Source organism: Vibrio sp. 1401 (assembly GCF_033340295.1).
Window position 1 is genome coordinate 1 of sequence record NZ_JAWOWF010000143.1, and the last position, 1,058, is coordinate 1,058.

The following is a 1,058-nucleotide window of genomic DNA, read 5'->3' on the forward strand; positions in this document are numbered from 1 at the left end:
CAGATAGAAGAACTTTAGTTGCAGCTAAAGTCTGGGTCTCACCTTACCCGATTGGAGTACTTATTATCCATACAAGGCGTTCAAGAGGGATTCGTGCCGCGTGGCATTTTTGGTTTGCAGTGAGTCTTGTGGTGAAAGTGGTCTGCTGAAAGTAGGTTTATGCGGCACTCACCCCTTAACGCGGCGTTATAAATCAAGATTGAGATTCGTGTCTGAAAACAGAATATTAAGATGACTTTATTGGTATGTGATTTGTATCATATTTGCTTTGATTGAGGGAATAAGACATGAACGACATACCTGTTCTGAATAAATCTGCGGAAAGGAAGTTAAGCATTATCAATGATACACCTGCAATATTTACTATCGTTGATAGCGATAGCGCAGTCGGTAGAAAGCCATTATACGAAATTGATAGCTTCAGTGAAGTTGGGAAATGGTGCGGTTTGATAATTCATCAATCAAAGAAACATGGTGTAGACCCACGCCTAGTCGCAGCAATAATGTATATGGAAACTACTCATGGCTGGTATGATAAAGTCTATCCTTTGAGAAAAACCATACTGCCGATGAATCTACATTATTCATATTGGAAAGACATTGGCGTCACTAAAGAAGCCCTAGGCTGTCCTTACTACAATATTGAGTTCGGGATCGCTCTATTATCTAGAATACAGGCTCGTATTGAAAATCCGACGATAAGAAAAATAGCTACGATCTATAATTTTTTGGGTGCTGAAGTAGTTAGCGATTACGGTGCACGTGTAGCCAAGCTATATCTTGAGCAACCATGGAGCCCAGCCAAATGTGCCGTTTAAAACACTTTATCGTGTCTATTGTTGTTTCTAGTATTCTAGCTTGCATTCCCCTGTATATTGCAGTTAAACATAACTCAATGGGAGAGTTTTGTACTGCTAAATCTCTAGCTCTAAGTACTTGTAGGTATGACTTTAACTATATTTTTATGGTTTGGGGTAGTTGGCAGGGAAAGATTACGAAACCCCTTGCCCTGCAAGGACTTGCGAAAGGTAGCTGTTGCTACGGTTCGCTTTTTTCTG

Annotated in this window: 2 protein-coding genes; both read left to right on the plus strand. The window is 40.3% G+C overall.

Features of this window, described 5'->3' with window-relative positions; all coding sequences use genetic code 11:
- Nucleotides 1-287: 287 nt before the first annotated feature.
- Nucleotides 288-818 (plus strand): hypothetical protein, encoded by a 531-nt coding sequence (locus R7Z77_RS24155; RefSeq protein ID WP_049538686.1) that lies wholly within the window; start codon nucleotides 288-290, stop codon nucleotides 816-818.
- On the plus strand, nucleotides 806-1,058 hold a 253-nt coding region (locus R7Z77_RS24160), incomplete at its 3' end, for a hypothetical protein (protein ID WP_318136900.1). The genes R7Z77_RS24155 and R7Z77_RS24160, both read left to right, overlap by 13 nt.